General features: G+C 43.4%; 3 protein-coding genes and 1 pseudogene. 2 read left to right on the forward strand and 2 right to left on the reverse strand.

What is annotated here, in order from left to right:
* Nucleotides 1-384: 384 nt before the first annotated feature.
* On the forward strand, nucleotides 385-897 hold the full coding sequence (locus IQ229_RS11415; protein ID WP_194043770.1) for a hypothetical protein: 513 nt from the start codon (nucleotides 385-387) through the stop codon (nucleotides 895-897).
* Nucleotides 898-1,010: 113 nt separating this feature from the next.
* Here the strand turns inward: IQ229_RS11415 and IQ229_RS11420 are convergent, their stop codons facing one another.
* Both IQ229_RS11420 and nrdJ read right to left on the reverse strand, forming a co-directional pair.
* Nucleotides 1,011-1,232, reverse strand: coding sequence for a hypothetical protein (locus tag IQ229_RS11420; protein WP_194043772.1), 222 nt, complete (start codon nucleotides 1,230-1,232; stop codon nucleotides 1,011-1,013).
* A 149-nt stretch (nucleotides 1,233-1,381) separates the two neighbouring features.
* A pseudogene (nrdJ, locus tag IQ229_RS24845) lies at nucleotides 1,382-3,970 on the reverse strand (ribonucleoside-triphosphate reductase, adenosylcobalamin-dependent).
* 295 nt (nucleotides 3,971-4,265) lie between these two features.
* Here nrdJ and tilS point away from each other — a divergent pair.
* On the forward strand, nucleotides 4,266-5,258 hold the full coding sequence (tilS, locus tag IQ229_RS11435) for a tRNA lysidine(34) synthetase TilS (RefSeq protein WP_194043781.1): 993 nt from the start codon (nucleotides 4,266-4,268) through the stop codon (nucleotides 5,256-5,258).
* Nucleotides 5,259-5,349 lie beyond the last annotated feature (91 nt).

Genomic DNA, 5,349 nt, shown 5'->3' on the forward strand with positions numbered 1-5,349 from the left:
TGGCAGAAGTTTATCTACCTTTAACAATTGATTCAGCCCCAAATCTTATTAATTAACATAGTATTCATATTTACTCATCACATACTAGTATTTTCACTGCCTAGTATGATAAGATTATACGAGTTAGTACGCAAACATAATTTTTTGGAAGATTGAAAATCAATCCTTCACTTCTGCCCTATAATCTCTGCATCGCTTTGGTAAAGGTTCCGTCCGTGATGCGGAGTTACTAATATCGTTTCTTTGTGAAGTTGTATATATTTACGCCTACCTAATGTTGTTCTTTTAAGTCATTTAGGAGGCTACATGAGGGTGTTGTTATATGTATCTTCACATAGGGTTGATATAAGTCAGGAGCAATATAAAACCAAAGGAATTAAGAGAATGCGTCTGAAAAAGCTAGTCAGCTATGGAATTTTTGTGGTGTTGCTTGTCATCGGGTTCAGTTTCACGTCAATTGCCCGTGGTTATGATTATCCACCTCCACCTCAGAAGGTTGCGATCGCTCAACAGACGAGCGATCTCATGTTCAACACCTTGTTCGCTGCACTGACGCAGGAGTTCGATGAGACGACCGTGGATAACGTGGAGCAGGGTAAGGACTCCATCTCGCTGATATTTAACGATCGGAACAAGGATATGCGGTTAGTCGGCACTGTTGGCCCGCTTCGGGAAAACGATCGCCCCAGCGACAACTTTGAGCGTCAGGCAAACGCGCTGGCAATGGCGGGACAGGCATACGCGTCCGTCCAGCGCGTGAACAATAAATGGTACTATCGACGCTCAATCCCCCTCAGCAACTTTAGGGCGGAGTGTGCGCTTTGCCATATCAATTTCAAGCCCGGCCCCACACCAGACCAAGTAGGCGCGCTCATGCTCAGAGTGCCAATCAAGTAGTAGGGGACTTCCAAAAAATAAAATAATTATTGTAAAAAGTAGGAGTCAGCGCTGCCATCGGCAGCACTGACTCCTTATTTTGTAGTAAATTCAACTATGTCAGGTTGGAGTTTTTAGTCAATCGAAATCTGCTGAGGACCAGTGGCTTTGCCGTTATGTGCATCCGTTGTGGTGCTGCTGGTATAACTATTTGAGCGGAGCTGTTTATCTAGCCAGCTTTTAACTGGATCGTCTGCAAGATTGAGTCGAAGCACACCAGAGAAAAACCCACCTACAAATGAGACTGGATGCTGAGTAAATTCTCTGAATATAGGTGACAATTCATTAATGAACATAAAAAGACTCCTGGCACTGCCGTAAAAAATTATTACTTCTTAATTGATCGTAACGTGTTACGGCATTGGGTATGGGGCATTGGGTATTGATTATTCTCCTCTCCTTTACAGTCTCTAGCCCCTAGTCCCCAATCCCTCGTCATTTCGCCTTATGAGCTTGGTTGCTGATCGGGAAACATACATTTATCAGAATCACAACCACTAGGGCCAGCCTCTGTCATTTCGCCTAAATCGTAGCGGCTTAGTACTGCACAGAAATCATCTGTTTTGCGTCGCGCTTTCACCTCTTGAGTTAAGCGATCGTAGGTTGATTTATTAATTGGTTCAAATGGCAAACGTGGGAATGATTGCAAATCGTCAAAACGCGCTAAAAGAGCAGCTGAAATATATCCCTCATCATTCTGAATGGTTTCGTAAATGCGCTGTCCCAAAAGCTCAATTTCATCAGAGCGAAGTTCCAAAGTAGCTGATGTGTTGTGAGTCACGTACCAACGTTGAACCTGGAGGACAAAATCAAATTGGGCTAAAACTGAAAACTTAGAAACATCAATTTCATCAGCCCCTGGTAAATCAGCCCAAGTTACAGAAACAGGGATTTCCACTAGCCATTCACTCACCCGTGGATCGAAGGGATCGTTAAGCAAATTACCTTGTTCATCTTTGTCTGATTGGGAGGGAATGACATTGTAACCATAATCAATACAAGCTAAGGCTACTGGGTCATTTTTACCGAAGGTGATGCGACGAATAAATCTTTGCGCTTTGGGGGGATGCCACCCCGAACTAGCATTAGTTAATAAAGCTTTAGTACCACTCGGTTGCACTGTAGTACAACGATTTGGGCGCTTGAGATTGTGGCGATCGCAATAATCCCAAACTACACGATGTACAATATCTCTCCAAGAACTTAGATATTTTTCTTCCTCACGCTTGAAAGCTAATCCTTGTGCAGTAGCGGGTCTTCCTGCTTCCCACCAACGCAGCCAATCAACACCAAAAGCATGGACAAAGAAATCAAATAAACCTGTAAAAGAAACTCCCACAATCGGGTCTAATTCACGGCTGTATTGATAGCGTGGTTCTAGGAATTTGTGATTCAAAAGTGCTGCTACAGATAACGCCCCAGCAGTGAAAGCTTCTTCTTGTTCTTTGTAGTTACGTGGGTCGATTTGATTAAGGTGAACCTCTGACAAATTGCAGTGGAAGTTGCTACCGATGATTTCCAGATTTGTTACCCTAGAGGCTTTTTATCCCCTAGTTCTACTGCTTGATTATTTGCAGTAGCTCCGCGTACCTTTTGCAGATGTGACTTCAGATAATAAAACTGTTTTTCACATCCGCCCCCACACTCTTGGAGAGATTATATTCTAGACACCAATTTCAGATGTAATCTAGTTTCACTCTCTACGCTGTACGGTGTCAAAGACTTTTTAATTCCTTTGATTACCACGGGATTAGCGTCTCAGCTTTCCCCGTTTTTGCGAGGTTTTTAACGTGAGGCAAAATCAATTACCACACGGATTTAGCCCATAGCGAGCTAAACGATGTTCTAACTCATTAGCATCAAGATTTGAATAACGTTCTTTTAACCACTGTTTTGCTGTTCCTTGTTCATAAGCTTGTAAAAACTCAACTTTCAAAGCTTGTGTTGGCAGCAAATCTATGTTTGATCGCGCTACGGCTTCACCAGCCCATTGAATCGCTCCCTCGCCACTATAATATTGTTTGCGGACAGCACCAACACATTCTTCTAAGGTGGGCTTGCGGTGAAAAACTCTGGTATGATTTGCCATCCTGAGTGCATCACGCTCTGGATCGATTCGCCAGTTGCCATTTTCATCTTGCTGCCATAAGTTATCTTTGGCGGTAGCTCCTTGTTCATCGTCAGCAAGAAACTGACGCATCCCCGCGCTTCTTCGGATGTTGCCGGCAACAATTGTTACAGCTGCTTGATCGATTAACAGACAGCATTCAACCGAATTTAATTGTCTTCCCACAGCTTTGCTCAGGATGGAAGCACAACGCTGATAAAGTCCGGGCAATTTCACCGGATTAGCAACTCCTCCAAAGCCGTTGAGAGTTTCTCCTGCTTTTCGGACATCGCTGATATCAACTAATACTTCAACGTCTGCTGAAAATTGTTCATCAGTAGAGAGTTCTAATAAGGCTTGATATGATTCAACCCAACCTTCACGGCTATCTCCAACGTGAATAGTGACGTTATTGCCTTCTATATGAGTTTCAGTATATTCACGTCGCTGTTGGACAGGAGTGCTGCCAATTTCACCTTTTACAGTGACATTCAGTTGATTACGAATCGCAGGCAACTGGTTAATAAATTGTGGTTCTATGACGGCTCCAGTACCACAGCCCATCATTGCTAGATCCATCATTAAGCCGAAGGCACTCCAGTTTTCGAGATTAGTAGAAGTGCAATTATAAGCCCCGGAAAAGTTCTTTGGTTTGGTTATCCAATTTGTACCACCAACCCATAGCCAGCGCCCACTAGGCATAGCTTTCAAGTTGCGCTGCATCTTATCCAGCGTGGCAGTTTCTTCTTGAGTTAGCTTTCCCAATTCGACTAAGCCGAGTAGAGTGCGATCGCATACCTCATCCCATGTTTCCCTTAGTCCGGCCTTTGTACGGCGGCTATAGGTTCTAAAAAATACGGGATTAGCAGCCGGTGCAGTTTCTGGAAACCTTGCACTCTGGCGTGTTCTTTCGAGATTCTGAACCATATATTAAGTGTCTTGCGTTCTTCTTGCGTGCGGACAGATTATGACTATACGCCAAGTAGTTTGAGTATTAAAGATTGTCAAATTGTCCACTTTACGCTAGCTCTACCCGGCACTAATTACAACAGAAATTTATGAGGTATAATGTCCATCACCCTTGCTAGGGGATAGATACTCGGTTTTAATTAGCACTATTACTTTTAAGTAAATTATCTCTATCGCCTCATCTTCAAGCTGATTATAACTACTCAGCACTTGCTCAACGCTCCGCTACCGCTAACAGTACTAAAAAAATAAAATGGTATGGACTCGTCTACACGCAAAAATCCATCGCACAATCCGATCGCGCCACTTATTTGAGCGCAATCAACGGCTATTAGTCGCTGTCTCTGGGGGGCAAGATTCTCTGTGTTTAATAAAATTACTTTTAGATTTACAATCCAAATGGGGATGGGATTTAGGTATCGCTCACTGCGATCATCGCTGGCGTTCTGACTCCAAGGCTAATGCTAAACACGTCGAAAATTTAGCGAAAACTTGGGGTATATTCTTTTATTTAGAAACCGCGAACAAACCGATAAATAGTGAAGCTGCTGCACGCGATTGGCGCTATCAAGCTTTAAGCGCGATCGCTCAGGTAAATAATTATCAATATATAGTGACAGGACACACCGCCAGCGATCGCGCCGAAACTCTCCTCTACAATTTAATTCGCGGTACTGGTGCTGATGGTTTGCAAGCCCTAACTTGGCAACGCCCTCTAACTACAGGTATTGTGTTAGTACGTCCACTTTTAGAAATTACTCGGATACAAACAGAGCAATTTTGTCAAGAATTTAAATTACCAATTTGGGAAGATTCCACCAATCAAGATTTGCAATATGCCCGCAACCGCATTCGCCAAGAATTGTTACCATATTTGCGAGATAATTTCAACCCCCAAGTAGAATCAGCCTTAGCCCAAACAGCAGAACTTTTACAAGCGGAAGTGGAATATTTGGAAAAAGCTGCCCAGCAGTTGCGGGGTGCGGCACTGGGCGTGAGACATGAAGAAGATTCTCTTACTGTTCTTCCCTTACGGTTAAATCGTCGGGTATTACAGAAAGCACCACTGGCGTTGCAACGTCGCGTGATGCGTCAGGTATTGCAGCAAATACTGACTGATGCGCCCAGTTTTGAACACATTGAAAAATTAACGGCTTTAATTATAGCGCCCAACCGATCGCAAACCGATCCATTTCCTGGCGGTGCGATCGCTCAAGTAGAAGGCGATTGGATTTGTTTTAAATAGTTATTTAAAGTCTTTTTGCTATCAGGGACGATGCACATTAGTTTTAGAATCTTAAGAAAATATGCAGAAAACCATGCAGATTGTCAGGAAG

Origin of the sequence: Nostoc cf. edaphicum LEGE 07299 (assembly GCF_015207245.1) — a bacterium.
Classification (GTDB): Bacteria; Cyanobacteriota; Cyanobacteriia; order Cyanobacteriales; family Nostocaceae; genus Nostoc; species Nostoc edaphicum_B.